A 16,321-nucleotide genomic window follows, 5' to 3' on the forward strand; every position below is an offset into this window, starting at 1 on the left:
CCCGCGAGCTTCGCGCCGGCGTCCGTCAATCGGCGACGACCGTCGGCGCGAAGCCGGCATCCTCGAGGATCGCGATGACCTGAGCGCGGTGCTCCTCACCCCGCGTCTCGACGCTCAGCTGGAGGATCACCTCGCTGATCTGCAGCCCCTGCCCGTGGCGGGTGTGCAGCACCTCGATGACGTTCGCGCCCGCGACCGACAGGAGCTCCGAGACGCGAGCCAGCTGGCCGGGCCGATCGGGAAGCGGGATCTGCAGCGTCATGTACCGACCGGATGCCGCGAGGCCGTGGGCGACGACGCGCTGCAGCAGCAGAGGGTCGATGTTGCCGCCCGAGAGCACCGCGACCGTCGGACCGGACGCCGTCACCTTGCCCGCGAGGATGGCTGCGACACCCACTGCGCCGGCGGGCTCGACGACCTGCTTCGCGCGCTCGAGCAGCACCAGAAGCGCACGGGCGATGTCGTCGTCCGAGACCGTGACGACCTCGTCGACGAGCTCGCGGATGACCGCGAACGTCTCGTCGCCGGGGCGGGCGACCGCGATGCCGTCGGCGATCGTCGGGGTCGTCTCGACCGCGAGCGGCATCCCTGCAGCCAGCGACGATGGATACGCAGCCGCGTTCTCCGCCTGCACCCCGATCACGCGCACGCGGCGCCCCTCGGCGGCGGCGCGGCCCTTCACTGCGGCGGCGACGCCGGCGATGAGACCGCCTCCCCCGATCGGGATCAGGAGTGTTTCGATGTCGGGCACCTGGTCGACGAGCTCGAGTCCGAGAGTCCCCTGGCCCGTGATGACGTCGGGGTGGTCGAACGGATGGATCAGCACGGCACCGGTGCGCTCGGCGAATTCGGCGGCCAGGCGCAGGGGCGTCTCGACCGTCGCGCCCTCGAGCACGACATCGGCGCCGTAACCGCGGGTGGCGAGGAGCTTGGGGACGGGGACGCCGAGCGGCATGAAGATCGTCGCCCGGATACCGAGCTTCTGCGCTGCGAGCGCGACGCCCTGGGCGTGGTTGCCGGCCGACGCCGCGACGACGCCGCGCGCGCGTTCTTCCTCGGTGAGGCGGGAGAGGCGGTAGGTCGCTCCGCGGATCTTGAACGAGCCGGTGCGCTGCAGGTTTTCGAGCTTCAGGTGCACGGGCACGCCCAGGAGATCCGAGAGGTGCTCGGAGTACTCCATCGGCGTGCGGGTGACGACGCCGTCGAGCACGGCCGCTGCGGCGTCGAGGTCGGCCGGAGTGGGTCCGGTCATGCGTTCTTCCTCCGGTCTCGGGGCACGGTGCTCCAGATCATCTCATCGGGCCGCGGGGCGACCCCGGTCTCCCACGAACGTCGCGACACGTAGAGCACGACGACGTTGACGAATGCGGCCAGCGGAACCGCGAACAGGGCCCCGGGAATGCCGGCGATCATCGCACCGCCGGCGACGACGATGACGACGGCGAGCGGGTGGACCTTCACCGCCGAGCCCATGAGGAGCGGCTGCAGGATGTGCCCCTCGAGCTGCTGCACGCCGAGCACGATGACGAGCATCCACAGCGCGATCCAGGGGCCGTTGTAGACGAGCGCGAGGAAGACGGCGAGGGCGCCCGTGACCACGGCCCCCACGAAGGGGATGAAGGCACCGAGGAACACGAGCACAGCGATCGGGGCCGCGAGCGGCACGCCGAGGAAGAGGGCGCCCAGACCGATACCGGTTGCGTCGATCGTCGCGACGAGCAGCTGGGTGCGCGCGTAGGTCACGACGGTGCGCCACCCCGTCCGGCCGGCGCCGTCGACCGCCGGACGAGCCTGACGGGGAAAGAGCCGGACGACCCAACGCCAGATGCGCCCGCCGTCGGCGAGGATGCACAGCAGGATGAAGAGCACGAGCAGCGCTCCGGTCGCGACGTGCCCCACGGTGGAGCCGATGGCGAGCGCGCCCGACCACAGGAGTGACGCCTGCTGTTCGAGGAAGCCCCAGCCCTGCTGGAGCAGACCGTCGATCTCCGTCGAAGTGAGATGGAGCGGACCGTCGATGAGGTACTGACGAAGTTGGCCGACGGCTTCGACCGTTCTCGCCTGAACCGAAGACCACTGCCGGCTGATCTGCCAGATCGCGAGCCAGAGGAGGCCCGAGATGACGGCGATGGTCGCGAGCACGCTCACCACGATCGCCGCCCAGCGCGGCACACGGTGCTCCAGCATCCAGAGCAGACCCGGCCAGAGCAGCGCCGCGATCAGGATCGCGATGAGCAGCGGGATGACGAGCAGCTTGAGCTGGATGATGATCCAGATGGCCACGCCCGCGGCGGCAGCGACCACGAGCAGCCGCCAGGAGTACGCCGTGGCCAAACGCAGGCCCCGGGGAATTCCCGTCGACGTCTCGGTGGCAACGGTTCGGGTGCGCAGGGCGTCGAAGAAGGACCGCCCGACCTTGTCGTCGCTCATCCGGCCAGTCTAAGACTGCGCCGCGGGCGCGTCCGACCGTCGGGGGCGGTCTCAGAGCGTCCGCTCAGAACTGCACGCGCGGCGGCTCCGCGATCGCCGCGCCGTTCTGAACCTCGAAGAACTCTCGTTCGGAGAACCCGAGGCTGCGCGCGAAGAGGTTGTTGGGGAACACCTTGATCTTCGTGTTCATTTCTCGCACGCCGCCGTTGTAGAAGCGACGCGACGCCTGGATCTTGTCCTCGGTGTCGACGATCGCCTGCTGCAGCTGCAGGAAGTTCTGGCTCGCCTGGAGCTGTGGATACGCCTCGGCGACCGCGAACAGCGACTTCAGCGCCTGCTGGACGTGCCCCTCGGCTACTCCCGCCTCGGCCGGCCCGTTCGCAGAAAGGATCTCGGCACGAGCACGGGTGACGTTCTCGAAGACCGCCTTCTCGTGTGCGGCATAGCCGCGCACCGTGTCGATGAGGTTCGGGAGAAGGTCCGCGCGCCGCTTCAGTTGCACGGTGATGTCGCTCCAGGCCTCGTCGACGCGGACGTTCAACGCCACGAGCGAGTTGTAGGTCGCCCACAGGTAGATGCCGATCACGGCAAGCAGTGCGACGATGACGATGACCGGGATCAGCCACTCCATTGCATGTCCCCCTTCTCCGCGACCAGTCTAACCAGGGCGTATCCGGCCGAACCGGCCACGCACGCGAACTCGCAGGTCTTACCCACCCGGGGCGAGCCGGGACAGGAGCACGGCGAGTTGAGACCGTTCGCTCTCGGTGAGCGGCGCGAGCACCGCACGCTCGCTCTCCAGATGGTCCGGGAGGACGCGGTCGACCACCCGGAGCCCCTTCGGGGTCAGGCGCACGATCTTCCCCCGTCCGTCCGCGGGGTCAGGATGGCGGCTGACGTAGCCCAGGCCCTCGAGCCGGTTCAGCCGCTGGGCGACGGCGCTCGAGGTGATCATGGCATCCGCCGCGAGCTCAGCGGGCGTCAGCTCATAGGGCTTCCCCTGCCGGGTGAGCGTCGCAAGCACATCGAAGGTCGCCGCGTCGATACCGTGACGCACGAATGTGGCCGCGAGGCGCGCATCGACGGCGGCCGCCGCCCGCCCGAGCCGCCCGATGACCGCCATCGGGGTCACGTCGAGGCCGGGCCTCTCACGCGCCCACTGTTCCAGAATCCGGTCGACGCGGTCCATGTCCTCGATCCTACTGGCTAAGCACTGAGCTATAGTCACTAAGTGCTTAGCAATCGGACCGCATTCGTTCCCCTGACCGCCATCGCGCCCCTGGTCTGGGGAACCACGTACCTGACCACGACGACGTTCCTTCCGCCGGGGCATCCGCTGCTCATCGCGACCGTGCGCGCGCTGCCGGCCGGGCTGATCCTGCTTCTCGTGGCCCGACGTCTGCCCACCGGGTCGTGGTGGTGGCGCGCCTGGATCCTCGGCGCCCTCAACTTCACGGTCTTCTTCGGGTGCCTCTTCGTCGCCGCCGACCGGCTACCCGGCGGCGTGGCAGCCGTCGTCGGCGGGATCCAGCCGCTCATCGTCGCAATGCTCGGCTGGTGGATCCTCTCCGAGCGGCTGACCGTGCTGACGTCGATCGCCGGAGTCGCCGGTGTCATCGGCGTCGGGATGATCGTCGCGCCCGGAGGCGCCGACCTCGACCCGATCGGTATCGCCGCGGCGCTCGGCGGCGCAGTCTCGATGGCCGTCGGCACAGTCCTGACGAAGCGCTGGGGCGCGGGGCAGCCGCCGCTCACGATCACAGCGTGGCAGCTCGTCACGGGCGGGATCCTGCTCGCGGTGCTCACGGCGTTCCTCGAGCCGCTGCCGGACGCGCTTCCCACCGCGCCCGAACTCGGGGCCTACGCGTACCTCACGCTCATCGGCACGGCGCTCGCCTACCTGCTGTGGTTCCGCGGCGTGCGGGCGCTGCCGACGCGCCTTCCGGCGTTCCTGGGGCTGTTGAGCCCCGTCGTGGCGGTCCTGCTCGGGCTGCTCGTCGCCGGCGAGACGCTGAGCGCCCTCCAAACCGCCGGCCTCGTCACGGTGCTCGCGTCGGTGACCGCCGCCGTCGCACAGCGCGGCCCGAAGATCCCCGACGTACCCCCGGTGGGACTCGAACCCACACTGAAGCGATTTTAAGTCGCCTGCCTCTGCCATTGGGCTACGGGGGCCCGGTCCCACGTTACCGGCCCCCGGGTGGCCGCTCAGGCCCAGGGGTGACCCTTCATCTGGCAGCACACGCCCACTCGCACCCCACGAAGCGGCGCAACCTGCCAACTGAGCGCACTGCGCAGAAACGACGAGGCCCCCGTCACCGTGCGGTGCGGGGGCCTCGTCGTGACGGGCGAAATCAGTTCGCGTCGACCTTGTTGTCCTTCTCGGCGGGAGCGACCGCTGCGGCGCCCTCGTCCTTCGCGACGCTCTTCGGGTCGATCGGCGGCTGCGGGTTCTCCGCGGCCGGCTGAGTGGGACGCGGACGCGCGGCGAACTCCTCGAACGCGGCGCGCGGGGCGAGCGTGCCCTGGAGCGCGACGTTGTCGCGGCCGAGCCAGAAGTTCATCCACCAGTCGCCGACGACGCGCCACTTGCGCTCCCAAGACGGCATCGCGAGGCCGTGGTAGCCGCGGTGCGCGACCCAGGCGAAGAAGCCCTTGATCGCGATCTTGCCGGACTGGAAGACACCGTTGCCGAGGCCGAGACCGGCGACTGCGCCGAGGTTCTTGTGGAAGTACTCGCGAGGCGTCTCACCGCGGAGAACCGCGACGAGGTTCTTCGCGAGCAGCTTGGCCTGGCGTACGGCGTGCTGCGCGTTGGGCACGCAGTACCCGCCCACGCCGCCGCCGGTGAGGTCGGGAACGGCCGAGATGTCACCGGCAGCCCAGGCGCCCTCGACGATCTCCTCGGGCGTCCCGACGCGCAGGTCAGCGCGCGTACGGATGCGACCGCGCTCCTCGACGGGCAGGTCGCTGCCGCGGACGACCGTCGGGTTCGCCATGACGCCGGCGGTCCAGATGATGACGTCGGTGGGAATGACCTCACCCGTCGACAGCGCGACGTTGCCGCCCTCGGCGCCCTGCACCTGCGTGTCGAGGTGCACGTTGGCACCCTTCTTCGCGAGGTCCTTGAGGACCCACTGGCTGGTCTCGAGGGAGACCTCGGGCATGATGCGGCCCATCGCCTCGATGAGGTGGAAGTGCGTGTCCTCGAAACGGAGCTGGGGGTAGCTCTTGAGGAGCGACGACGCCATCGCGCGCAGCTCGGCGAACACCTCGATGCCCGCGAAGCCGCCGCCGACCACGACGACGGTCAGCAGGCGGTCGCGCTCGGGACCGGCCGGCAGGTTCGCCGCGCGGTCGAAGTTCGTGAGGATGCGGTCGCGGATGGCCATGGCCTCTTCGACCGTCTTCAGGCCGATCGCGTTGTCCGCAATGCCCGGGATCGGGAACGTGCGCGAGACAGCACCCGCGGTCACGACGATCTGGTCGTAACGGTGCTCCCACGGCTCGCCCTGAGCGGGGGTGATCGTGGCGACCTTGTTCGCGTGGTCGATCTTGGTGACCTTCGCGTTGACGACGTTCGTGCGCTTGAGATGACGACGGAGGCCGACGACGACGTGGCGGCCTTCGATCTCACCGGCCGCGACCTCGGGGAGGAACGGCTGGTAGGTCATGTACGGCAGCGGGTCGACGATGGTGACCTCGGCCTCACCCTTGCGGAGGTGCTTCTCGAGCTTCCACGCAGTGTAGAAGCCGGCGTAGCCGCCACCGACGACGAGGATCTGGGGCACAGATGTGGACACGTTCGGAAGAACTCCTTGATCGGGGGCTCGGCTAGCGCGACGCGCGGGCCGATCGGATGCGCCGGACAGCAGCAGTGACGCCGAGCGCCACCAGTATAGCGGCGATGGTCACACCCACGAGCGGGACGGTCCCGTACAGGAGCGTGTTCAGGCTCGGCAGCAGCGGCGAACCAGCCTCGGACGGCGGATCCGCGGCCGGGAGCTCCGGAAGCGCGACCGGCGATGTCGAGGGTTGCGGCGCCGGCGCTTGCTCTGCCCGACGGTAGATGCGCACCCACTCGGCGAGATCACCCATCGGGTTCTCCGAAACCGCCGGAACGGCGGTGTTCACCGCGGCAGCGGCATCCAACAGTCCGTAGCCGTAGAGCGGGTCGGGCTTCGCCGAGACGCCGGGCACCGCGCGCGCGGTCTTGATGATGCGGTTGATGACGTTGTTCGCGTCGAGCCCGGGGTGCGCCGAGCGCACCAGGGCCGCGACGCCCGCGACGATGGGGGCTGCGCCACTCGTGCCGTCCCATACGACGATGCGTCCGTCGGCGGAAACCCCGAGCAGTCCCTCACTCGGCGCGGAGATGCCGATCGTGATGCCCTGCGTCGACGCCTCCTGGCTCGCGACCCCGCCTCGGTCGACGCCACCCACCGTGAGCACACCCGGAATCGTCGCCGGCGCCCCGACGCGGTCGGTTCCGGTCCCCCGGTTGCCGGCGGCGACGACGACCACGACGTCGTGGTCGTACGCGTACTGGAAGGCCGTGTCCCACGACGGATCCCATTCGAGCAGGTTCGTCGTGAACGACAGGTTGATGATGTCGGCCCCGTGATCGACGGCCCACGTCATGGCATCGGCGACCTGCGTGGCGAACGGGATGTCGGAGCTGCCGCCGAAGCCGATCGAGAGCGACAGCAGCTTCGCCTCGGGAGCCACGCCGATCATCCCGGTGTCCGGGCCGGTGCCGCGGGATGCCGCGAGCGAGGCGACCCAGCTGCCGTGGTCGCGGTCGTCGCCTCCCACAGGAGTGCGGCCGTCGGCGCTGCCCGAGCCCGAGAAGTCCGCTCCGGCGGTGACCGCCCCCTCGAACTCGGCCGGTCCGCGTCCGATGCCGGTGTCGATGACCGCGATCGTCGTACCTGCACCGCGCGTGGTCTGCCACGCCGTGCGGATGCCGTAGTCGTCGAGCCAGTACTCCGCCTGACGCGCGGGGTCTGTCGGAGGCACCACCGCACCGGCCGTCGTCGTGGTGACGACGAGCACGCCGACGACGGCCGCGCGCAGAAGCCGCCCGACGCGCCGCGTCACGCGGCCACCCGGGGGTTCGCGCACGTGCACCGCTCGGGCGACCAGGTGGATCGCTCCAGCGCGAGGTCGCCGATGGGGTTGACCCCCGGCCCCGCCGCGAGGGCGTGGGCCGCGACGGCGTGCAGGCACTTGACGCGCGTCGGCATGCCCCCGGCGGAGATCCCCGCGATCTCTTCGACCTCACCGTACGCGGCGCGGTCGGCGAGGTACTTCTCATGGGCGCTCCGATAGGCCGCGGCGATGTCGGAGTCGTCGGCCAGCAGGTCGGAGAGCTCGCGCATGACGTGGGTCGCCTCGAGGGCCGACATCGCGGCGGTGGCACCGGGGTGGGTCAGGTAGTAGAACGTCGGGAACGGCGTGCCGTCGGGCAGCCGCGGCTCGGTCGACACGACCGTCGGGTTGCCGCACACGCAACGCGCCGCGATCCCCACCACGCCGCGCATCGGGCGTCCCAGCTGCTCGCGCATGACCTCGAGGTCGGCGTCGGTCGCGGGCGTCAGAGCAGGAGCAGTCACTCTGACAGGCTACCGTCCGCCGCTGGCCGACTCCTGGGGCGGCACGGCAGCGGTGCTCAGGGGCCGGTGGCTGCCGTTCGAGCGGATCCGCTGGTCACGACCGAGCGCACGAACTGCGACATCCAGTCGGTGCGGGTGCGTTCGACGTCGCTCGAGACTGCGGCCGGATCATCGGGCAGGGCGGATGCCGGCAGATCGTCGTCGATGAGGTAGACGACCTCGCCGGGACGGACGTAGTACAGGCGCTCGCGCGCCTGCGTCATGATGAAGGCCGGATCACGCCACTGCTCGCGCTCCGCGGAGAGGGCGTCGACCTCTTCCTGGCTGACACGGACCGATTCCTCCAGCGCTGCGATCTGAGCGCGCTGATCGAGGTAGGTGCTGACCGAGGGGACGAGCACGCACGCGGCCAGCACGACGAGCCCGAGCATGATGAAGGCGAAGCCCGACACGCGGATGCCGCCCATCCACTCGCGGACGTCCACCCGCCGCCGGGAACGAGGAGAGGGAGCCGTCGTCTTGACCACGGCTCCCCCTCTCGTCACGTTTCAGCGCAGATCAGCCCTGGAATCGCGGGAACGCAGCGCGGCCGATGAACTCCGCGGCGTCACCCAGCTCCTCCTCGATGCGCAGAAGCTGATTGTACTTCGCCACACGCTCCGATCGCGCGGGCGCGCCGCTCTTGATCTGACCGGCGTTGACCGCCACCGACAGGTCGGCGATGGTCGTGTCCTCGGTCTCACCCGAACGGTGCGAGAGCATCGTCGTGTAGCCCGCACGGTGAGCGACCGCGATCGCGTCGAGCGTCTCGGACAGCGTGCCGATCTGGTTGACCTTCACCAGCAGCGAGTTGGCGGCCTGGCGGCGGATGCCGTCGGCCAGGCGCGCCGGGTTGGTGACGAAGAGGTCGTCGCCGACCAGCTGCACCTTGTCGCCGAGCTTCTCGGTGAGGGCGGTCCAGTTGTCCCAGTCGTCCTCGGCGAGGGCGTCCTCGATCGTGACGATCGGGAAGTCGTTGACGAGCTGCACGTAGTAGTCCGTCAGCTGCTCGGCGTTCCAGTCCTTGTTGTCGAGGCGGTAGACGCCGTCGTTGAAGAACTCGGTCGCCGCGACATCGAGGCCGAGGGCGATCTCGGAGCCGGGCTTGAAACCGGCCTTCTCGATCGCCTTGACGAGGAACTCGAGGCCCTCGCGGTTGCTGGGCAGGTCGGGCGCGAAGCCGCCCTCGTCGCCGAGACCGGTGGCGTAGCCGGCGGCCTTCAGCTCGCCCTTGAGGACGTGGTAGACCTCGGTACCCCAGCGCAGCGACTCGCTGAAGGTCTCGGCGCCGATCGGCGCGAGGAAGAACTCCTGCATGTCGATGCCGTTGTCGGCGTGCTCGCCGCCGTTGATGACGTTGAACAGCGGCACGGGTAGGACGTGCGCGTTCGGGCCACCGAGGTAGCGGAACAGCGGCAGGTCGGCCGAATCGGCGGCCGCCTTGGCCACGGCGAGCGAGACGCCGAGGATGGCGTTCGCGCCCGTGCGCGACTTGTTCTCGGTGCCGTCGGTCTCGATGAGGATCTCGTCGATGATGCGCTGCTCGCTCGCGTCGACGCCCTCGATGGCGGGGCCGAGCTCGTCGATGACGGCGGTGACGGCCTTGAGCACGCCCTTGCCGCCGTAGCGGCTCTTGTCGCCGTCGCGGAGCTCGTACGCCTCGAACGCGCCGGTGGATGCGCCGGAGGGGACGGCCGCGCGCTGGACGATGCCGTCGTCGAGGAGCACCTCCACTTCGACGGTCGGGTTGCCACGCGAATCCAGAATCTCGCGTGCGCCTACAGCCTCGATCAGTGCCACAGGGGTACTCCTTGCTTGTGGAGGGTGAGTCGTGGAGCGTCGTCGGTCCACTCTGAGTCTAGTGATGACCGGAGCCGCCGCCACCGGGTCTGCCGGGACTATGACGCGGGGTCGACCCGCAGCGCGACCGCGATCCCGTCCCAGCCCTTGAGATCGAGCGTCTGCAGCGCGGTCGCCTCGAAGCGCGGATCACGGGCGAGCATCTCGAGTCCTCGGCGGGTGCCGGCCACCTGCTCGTCCTCCGTCGCCGGGTCGCTGACGCGGCCCGCACGCACGACGTTGTCGACGACGACGATCGCGCCCGGCCGGGTCAGCCGCGCGGCGTGATCGAGGTAGATCGTGTTGGATTCCTTGTCGGCGTCGATGAAGACCAGATCGAACTCCTCGTCGACGTCGGGGAGCACGTCCGCGCCGCGTCCGACGCGCACCTCGACGCGGTCGTCGACGCCGGCGCGCGCGATGCTCGCTCGGGCGACCTCCGCGTTCCGGGGCTCGGCCTCGATGGTCAGCAGCCGTCCGTCCGCCGGCAGGACGCGCGCCATCGCGATCGTCGAGAAGCCGCCGAGCGTGCCGATCTCGAGGACCCGGCGAACGCCACCGATCCGGATGAGCAGCTGCAGGAGCTTGGCACTGAGCGGTGAGACCTCGATGGCGGGAAGCCCGGCCTCGCGTTGATCGGTGAGGGCGGCATCCAGATCCGGATCGGGCGTCACGAGAGTCGCCGTCAGGTACGCGTCGGTACGCCGCCAGCTGTCGGGAGTGGGGTCGGTCGTCATGCTCTCAGCCAACCGCACGGCGTCCGCCCGCGCCAGCATCCGCTCCGCCATCACCTCGTCGAGGGCGGCGGCGACCGCCGGGAGCAGCGCGTCAGCGGTGCGCCGGTACCCGAGTGCGCTCGGGTGGAATCGGTCGAGGGAGAACATCTCGTCCGGATTGTCGACGAACACCGGTCCCACAGCGCGGCGGAGTGAGACGACCCGCGCGCCGGCTGCCCGCGCGCCGGTCTCCTGAGCCTGCGCGAGCGCCCGCGACGCCCGCGATGCGAAGCTCCGCAGCGGCTGCGGGACCGGTCGGAGGGCCCCGAGGTCCGGACAGGTGCCCACCACGACCGCACACCCCCGAGCAAGCAACGTCTCGACGGCGTCGGCGAGGCTGCGAGCCGCGTCAGCGGCGGGGATGCGGTGCGTAACGTCGTTTCCGCCGACCACGATCACCGCGACATCGGCCGCGGCATCGCCGCCGAGGGCTGCGATCTGGTCCGGCAGCGTCGATGACTCCGCGCCCACGACGGCGCCGGTCCGGAGCCGCACGGGGCGGCGCGCACGCTTCGCCAGTCCGCGCGCGAGCCGTCCGCCGAGAGTGTCTTTCCGACGCTCGGCCCCGAGGCCCGCGGCGAGCGAGTCGCCGAGCATGACCAGACGCACCGGCTCGCCCGCATAGGAGCGGCGCCACAGCCGGTCGGCGTCGAGGGCGAGCTCACCCAGGGGCTTGCCGATTCGCTCTCGCGCGAGCGCGGCCTGCCGTGCCAGCACGACGCCCGAGGCCAGCGCGACGGCTCCAGCCGAGAGAACGGCGCCGCCGACGGCCGCGGCGATGCGCACGACAGGTGTGGTCATGACGCCAGCACAACACCGTCGAGTGAACGGGCGCGGAAGACTATCCGACGCTCGCGCGAACGACGTCGGGAGTCCCTCAGCCGATCGGGCGTGGCTCGACCGATCCGACGTCCTCCCCCGCACGCAGCGTGACGAAGGCGGCGTAGCCGTCGGCAGCGGCGCGCTCGAGCAGCGCCTTGAGGTTCTTCGGGCGCTGCTCGAGCCGCACCCGCGAACCGGTCGCCAGAAGGTGTGCCTTCGCGGCGAGGAGTTCGGGCAGCGGCACGTCACGATCGTGGACGAGCACGACGCCGGTGCGGTCATCGCCCGCCGACGAGCCCAGCAGGTCGACGAGCCTTTCGAACCCCAGCGAGAAGCCCACGGCCGGCACGTCCGAGCCGAGGAACCGGCCGATCATGCCGTCGTAGCGGCCGCCCCCGCCGAGCGAGTACGACACCGAGGGGTGCGCCAGCTCGAAGATCGTGCCGGTGTAATAGCCCATGCCCCGCACGAGGAACGGGTCGAAGACGAGCGGCACCTCGGTCGACCCGCCCCGCGCCGACCGCACGGCCTCGCCGATGCCGACGAGGTGCGAGATCACGTCGTCGCCCACGCCCTCGGGAAGTCGCGAGCGGATGCCGTCGGCGTCGAAGGCCGCGGCATCCGACTGCGGGCGGCGAAGGAACGCCTCGAACGCGTCCGCGGCGGCCGGGGTGGCACCACGCTCGCGCAGTTCGGCTACGACGCCGTCCGTCCCGAGCTTGTCGAGCTTGTCGATCGTGATGAGCACTCCCGGGCGCTCGGACTCGGCGAACCCGAACGTCGCGAGCATCGCATCGAGCACGCGCCGGTCGTTGATGCGCACCGACGCACCGGTCAGACCGAGCGCGTCGAGAGCGTCGAGGCTCGCCGTCATCAGCTCGGTCTCCGCTCGCGAGGTCGCGTCGCCGATGATGTCGATGTCGCACTGCACGAACTGCCGGTAGCGACCCTTCTGCGGCCGCTCGGCGCGCCACACCGGCGCGATCTGGATCGCGCGGAACACCGTGGGCAGCTCGGCACGGTGCGAGGCGTAGAAGCGGGCGAGCGGCACCGTCAGGTCGTAGCGCAGCCCCAGATCGGTGAGCGCGGCAGGGTCGTCCGCCGCGGCGCGGATGCCGTCGGCGTCGAGTCCGCGCGCGAGCACGTTGTACGCGAGCTTCTCGTTGTCGCCGCCGATTCCGGCGTGCAGACGTCCGTACTCCTCCATGACGGGTGTCTCGATCTCGTCGAAGCCGTGCGCTCGGTAGCGCTCGCGGACGACGGCGAGAACGCGCTCGCGGCGGGCTTTGTCGGCGGGAAGGAAGTCGCGCATGCCGCGCGGCGGGTTCACGGTGGGCACCGTCCTATCCTTCCAGGTCGGCGGCGGCGCCACTGGTGCCCTCGGCCTCGCGGATGTCGGCGCCCAGGGTGCGCAGTCGTTCGCGCAGGGCGCGCTCGGCATCCCAGCCCTGGGCGCGGCCGTGAGCGACGAGCGCGAGCAGCGCGTCACCGAGCCCGGCTTCGTCGGCGGGCGGTTCCGCGGGTGGCGCCGGTGCGGCAGACAGGACGGACTCCGACTTGGCGAGCATCTTCTGGGCCAGGGCGAGCGTCGGCATGTGGGCGGACACTCCGTCGAGCACACTCGTGCGCGCGCGCTTCTCGGCCGACTTCGCGGCGTTCCAGAGCACGAGCACCTGCTCGGGAGTCTCGGCCGTCGCGTCGCCGAAAACGTGGGGATGCCGCCGCACCATCTTCTCAGTCAGACCCCGGGCGACGTCGTCGATGTCGAACGGATCGGATGCCGCACGCGACGCGATCTCAGCGTGGAAGAGCACCTGCCACAGCAGGTCTCCGAGCTCCTCCCGGAGGTCGTCCACCGTGCCCGCCTCGACGGCATCCACCACCTCCGCCGACTCCTCGATGAGGTACGGGACGAGATCGCGATGGGAGATCTGCGCCGTCCACACGCATCGGTCGCGCACGGCGCGCATCGTCTCGGCGGCGTCACGCAGCGGATCGGACATCGGGCTCCTTCGTACGGGACGGTCCCAGGCTAGCCCCGCCGTAACACAGCGGCAGCCGACGGCGCGTGTGTGACGCCCGTGTCAAAGCGCGGTCGCGCGTGCCAGTACTTTGGAGGCATGCGCGAGCTGACCCGAACCGAAGCCATCGATCTCGTCGGCCGATACGAGGCCGAGCAGGAGATCCCCGAGGCGATGCGCGCCGACGTGCGGATGCTCGGCTCGATGCTGGGCCGGGTGCTGCGAGAGAGCGGCTCGCCCGGCCTCTTCGACGACGTCGAACGCCTGCGAGGCGCCACGATCCAGGCGTACACCGACGACTCCCCCGAGGCATTCGAGCGCGCGGCAGCCATCGCCGAGTCGTTCAGCGTCGCGCGTGCGGACGAGGTGGCACGCGCCTTCACCGTCTACTTCCACCTCGTGAACCTGGCCGAGGAGCACCAGCGCGTGCGCCTCCTGCGCGAGCGCGCGGGCATCTCCGACCAGGACAGCGCGAGCGACTCCATCCCCGCCGCATACGCGCAGCTGTCGTCCGAGGTGGGCGAGGACGAAGCGGCGCGCCGGCTGCGCGAACTGCGCTTCCACCCCGTCTTCACGGCGCACCCCACGGAGGCACGTCGCCGCGCGGTCTCGCAGAGCATCCGGAGGCTCGTGACCCTGCTCGAGACGCTCGAGAACTCCGCTGCCGGTGGCGCCGAGCACCGACGGGCCCGCCGCCGCATGCTCGAGGAGATCGACACGCTCTGGCGCACGTCGCCGCTGCGCGCCGAGAAGCCGACGCCGACCGACGAGGTCCGCGCCGTCATGGCCGTGTTCGACGACACCCTCTACACGACGATCCCGCTGGTCTACCGTCGTCTCGACGACGCCCTGCAGGGCGAGGTCGCCGGCAGCCGTCCCCCGGTGGTGGCGCCGTTCGTGCGTCTGGGTACATGGGTCGGCGGCGACCGTGACGGGAACCCCTTCGTCACCGCGTCGGTCACGAAGAAGGCCGCCGGCATCGCCGCCGAGCACGTGCTCCTCGGCCTTGAGCGCAGCACCGAGCGCGTCGGCCGCGGATTGACCATGTCGGGAGACACGACGCCCCCGAGTCCCGCGCTGCGAGCACTGTGGGATCGCCTCGCCGCGTCCGACGACGAGGGCGCCGCCGACGCCGTGAAGCGCGCCCCCGGGGAGCACCACAAGCGCGTCATGATGCTGCTCGCACGCCGCATCCGCGCCACCCGTGCGCGCAACGCCGACCTCGCCTACAGCGACCCCGAGGAGTTCCTCGCCGACCTGCGTGTCGTGCAGAGCTCGCTCGACGAGGCCGGCGCCAAGCGCCAGGCCTTCGGCGCGCTCCAGCAGCTGATCTGGGCCGTCGAGACCTTCGGCTTCCACCTCGCGGAGCTCGAGGTCCGGCAGCACTCCGCCGTCCACGCCAAGGTTCTCGCCGAGTGCGAGGCGGGCGGCGAGCTGAGCGATCTCGCGAACGAGGTCCTGGAGGTCTTCCGCACCATCTCGCAGGTGCAGAAGCGCTTCGGCCCGCGGGCCGCGGGCCGCTACATCGTGTCGTTCACGCAGTCGGCGGACGACCTCGCGAACGTGCACGCCCTCGCGCGTCACGCCGTCGGTCCCGACGGGACCCCGCCGGTCCTCGACGTCATCCCGCTGTTCGAGACCTTCGCCGATCTGCAGGCAGCTCCCGGAATCCTCGCCGAGATCGTCGACCACCCGGCGTTCGCCGCGCGCCTCGAAGCCACCGGCCGGCGCCTGGAGGTCATGCTCGGCTACTCCGACTCGTCGAAGGACGTCGGACCGGTCGCAGCCAACCTCGCCCTCTACGAGGCGCAGGCACGCATCGCCGCATGGGCGCAGGAGCAGCGCATCGAGCTCACTCTGTTCCACGGCCGCGGCGGCGCTCTCGGCCGCGGCGGCGGGCCCGCCAACTCCGCCATCCTCGCCCAGCCGCCGCACTCGGTCGACGGTCGCTTCAAGCTCACCGAACAGGGCGAGGTCATCTTCGCCCGCTACGGCGACCCCGACATCGCCCTGCGCCACATCGATCAGGTGGCCGCCGCGATCCTGCTCGCTTCCGCGCCGTCGATCGAAGAGCGCAACAGCCGAGCCGCCGAGCGGTATGCCGACGTGGCGGCGACGATGGATGCCGCCTCGCGCGAGCGCTTCTTCTCCCTCGTGAAGGCACCCGGGTTCGCCCCGTGGTTCGCCGCCGTCACGCCGATGGAGGAGATCGGCCTCCTCGCCCTGGGCTCGCGCCCGGCGCGCCGCGGGTTGTCCGTCGAGTCGCTCGAAGACCTGCGCGCGATCCCGTGGGTCTTCGCCTGGACGCAGGCGCGTATCAACCTCGCGGGCTGGTTCGGGCTCGGAACCGCACTCGAGGCGGTCGGGGACGAAGCGCTGTTGCGTGAGGCGTACCAGCAGTGGCCCCTGCTGCGCACGGTCATCGACAACGTGGCGATGAGCCTCGCGAAGGCCGACCCGCGCATGGCTCGTCGGCACCTCGCGCTCGCCGACCGCGATGATCTCGCACAGCTCGTCGTCGACGAGATGCTGCTCACCCGCGACTGGGTCGTGCGCATCGCGGGAGGCGACGGTCTGCTCGCCAACAAGCCCGTGCTCCAGCGCGCCGTGAAGATGCGCAGCCCGTACGTCGACGCCCTCTCGCTCCTGCAGCTGCGGGCGCTGCGTGTGCTCCGCTCGACCGAGCAGGACGCACCCACCCCGCCCGAGTGGCAGCGCCTGCTGCTCATCACCGTCAACGGCGTCGCGGCGGGCCTCCAGAACACCGGGTGATCGTCATATG

General features: G+C 70.6%; 14 protein-coding genes, 1 tRNA gene and 1 pseudogene. 2 read left to right on the top strand and 14 right to left on the bottom strand.

Going from position 1 to position 16,321, the window contains the following annotated elements:
- Window positions 1–25 precede the first annotated feature (25 nt).
- From ilvA to P6897_RS09240, 4 genes are all read right to left on the bottom strand, one after another.
- Complete coding sequence (gene ilvA / locus P6897_RS09225) at window positions 26–1,252, bottom strand: threonine ammonia-lyase (RefSeq protein WP_282501035.1); 1,227 nt, start codon at window positions 1,250–1,252, stop codon at window positions 26–28.
- Window positions 1,249–2,430, bottom strand: coding sequence for an AI-2E family transporter (locus tag P6897_RS09230; protein ID WP_112618019.1), 1,182 nt, complete (start codon window positions 2,428–2,430; stop codon window positions 1,249–1,251). The genes ilvA and P6897_RS09230 overlap by 4 nt, the downstream gene beginning before the upstream one ends.
- Window positions 2,431–2,494: 64 nt before the next feature.
- Window positions 2,495–3,061: a LemA family protein gene (locus tag P6897_RS09235; RefSeq protein WP_282501036.1), complete on the bottom strand. Its 567-nt coding sequence runs from the start codon at window positions 3,059–3,061 to the stop codon at window positions 2,495–2,497.
- 78 nt (window positions 3,062–3,139) lie between these two features.
- Complete coding sequence (locus P6897_RS09240; protein WP_274177990.1) at window positions 3,140–3,619, bottom strand: MarR family transcriptional regulator; 480 nt, start codon at window positions 3,617–3,619, stop codon at window positions 3,140–3,142.
- Window positions 3,620–3,661: 42 nt separating this feature from the next.
- On the opposite strand from P6897_RS09240, the gene P6897_RS09245 reads away from it, so the two are divergent.
- Window positions 3,662–4,570, top strand: coding sequence for an EamA family transporter (locus tag P6897_RS09245; protein WP_274178044.1), 909 nt, complete (start codon window positions 3,662–3,664; stop codon window positions 4,568–4,570).
- On the opposite strand, the gene P6897_RS09250 is transcribed toward P6897_RS09245, so the two are convergent.
- From P6897_RS09250 to P6897_RS09295, 10 genes and pseudogenes are all read right to left on the bottom strand, one after another.
- Window positions 4,530–4,602 (bottom strand) — tRNA-Leu (locus tag P6897_RS09250). The genes P6897_RS09245 and P6897_RS09250 overlap by 41 nt on opposite strands.
- Before the next feature lie 179 nt (window positions 4,603–4,781).
- On the bottom strand, window positions 4,782–6,218 hold the full coding sequence (locus tag P6897_RS09255; protein WP_274178045.1) for an FAD-dependent oxidoreductase: 1,437 nt from the start codon (window positions 6,216–6,218) through the stop codon (window positions 4,782–4,784).
- Between the two features lie 43 nt (window positions 6,219–6,261).
- Window positions 6,262–7,527 carry a S8 family serine peptidase gene (locus tag P6897_RS09260; protein ID WP_274177991.1) on the bottom strand — a complete coding sequence of 422 codons (1,266 nt, stop codon included), beginning with the start codon at window positions 7,525–7,527 and terminating at the stop codon, window positions 6,262–6,264.
- Window positions 7,524–7,994, bottom strand: a complete 471-nt coding sequence (locus P6897_RS09265) for a DUF501 domain-containing protein (protein ID WP_274178046.1) — start codon at window positions 7,992–7,994, stop codon at window positions 7,524–7,526. The genes P6897_RS09260 and P6897_RS09265 overlap by 4 nt, the downstream gene beginning before the upstream one ends.
- Before the next feature lie 104 nt (window positions 7,995–8,098).
- Complete coding sequence (locus tag P6897_RS09270) at window positions 8,099–8,569, bottom strand: septum formation initiator family protein (RefSeq protein WP_240309863.1); 471 nt, start codon at window positions 8,567–8,569, stop codon at window positions 8,099–8,101.
- Window positions 8,570–8,600: 31 nt separating this feature from the next.
- Complete coding sequence (gene eno, locus P6897_RS09275) at window positions 8,601–9,881, bottom strand: phosphopyruvate hydratase (protein WP_274177992.1); 1,281 nt, start codon at window positions 9,879–9,881, stop codon at window positions 8,601–8,603.
- A 98-nt stretch (window positions 9,882–9,979) separates the two neighbouring features.
- Complete coding sequence (locus P6897_RS09280) at window positions 9,980–10,657, bottom strand: O-methyltransferase (protein WP_274178047.1); 678 nt, start codon at window positions 10,655–10,657, stop codon at window positions 9,980–9,982.
- Between the two features lie 144 nt (window positions 10,658–10,801).
- Window positions 10,802–11,497, bottom strand: a pseudogene (locus P6897_RS09285) (SGNH/GDSL hydrolase family protein); the annotation flags it as partial.
- Window positions 11,498–11,573: 76 nt separating this feature from the next.
- A complete protein-coding gene (hisS, locus tag P6897_RS09290; protein WP_282502580.1) occupies window positions 11,574–12,830 on the bottom strand; it encodes a histidine--tRNA ligase in 1,257 nt (418 codons plus the stop codon).
- 31 nt (window positions 12,831–12,861) lie between these two features.
- Window positions 12,862–13,521 (bottom strand): MazG family protein, encoded by a 660-nt coding sequence (locus P6897_RS09295; RefSeq protein WP_274177993.1) that lies wholly within the window; start codon window positions 13,519–13,521, stop codon window positions 12,862–12,864.
- Between the two features lie 117 nt (window positions 13,522–13,638).
- On the opposite strand from P6897_RS09295, the gene P6897_RS09300 reads away from it, so the two are divergent.
- Window positions 13,639–16,311 carry a phosphoenolpyruvate carboxylase gene (locus tag P6897_RS09300; RefSeq protein WP_282501037.1) on the top strand — a complete coding sequence of 891 codons (2,673 nt, stop codon included), beginning with the start codon at window positions 13,639–13,641 and terminating at the stop codon, window positions 16,309–16,311.
- Window positions 16,312–16,321: the final 10 nt, after the last annotated feature.

Origin of the sequence: Microbacterium sp. BDGP8 (genome assembly GCF_029991045.1) — a bacterium.
GTDB lineage: Bacteria > Actinomycetota > Actinomycetes > Actinomycetales > Microbacteriaceae > Microbacterium > Microbacterium plantarum.